Annotated in this window: 1 protein-coding gene; it reads right to left on the bottom strand. The window is 43.2% G+C overall.

The window, feature by feature from the left end; all coding sequences use genetic code 11:
• Positions 1-277: redoxin family protein (locus B3O33_RS04575; RefSeq protein ID WP_292363065.1), on the bottom strand; the 277-nt coding region annotated here is incomplete at its 3' end.
• Positions 278-463 lie beyond the last annotated feature (186 nt).

Genomic DNA, 463 nt, shown 5'->3' on the forward strand with positions numbered 1-463 from the left:
CCGCCATAACAAATGCATCATTGACTGCCAAACACCAGATCTCATCTGCGCCGGCGGCTTTCAGTGCATCAGCATGTTCGACAAAACCAGGTAAATGTTGAGAAGAACAGAGCGGAGTAAATGCACCCGGTACAGTAAACAGTACAATGGTTTTGCCTTTCGCCATTTCACGCACATCCATCGGTGAAGGATTCATCGGGCAGCCATTCTGAGGATCAAACTCCACACATTCGGTGAGTTTGCCGTCTGGTATCTGTTGTCCAACTTCAATCGTCATAACACGGTCCTCTTAGATGAATTTAACAAACTGACTGATAAGCATAAGCTATCTGTCAGCAGATAAAAACACTGATTAATGCAGGGACTTTCAAGTTTGGTGCTGTTCACTTTAATCGTTATGATGAGCAACACATTGAGATTTAGTGGAGAAAAAAATGGCAGCAGAAAAAACGATTCTTAACTG

The sequence above is a fragment of the Methylophaga sp. UBA1464 genome (assembly GCF_002325665.1).
Taxonomy (GTDB): Bacteria; Pseudomonadota; Gammaproteobacteria; order Nitrosococcales; family Methylophagaceae; genus Methylophaga.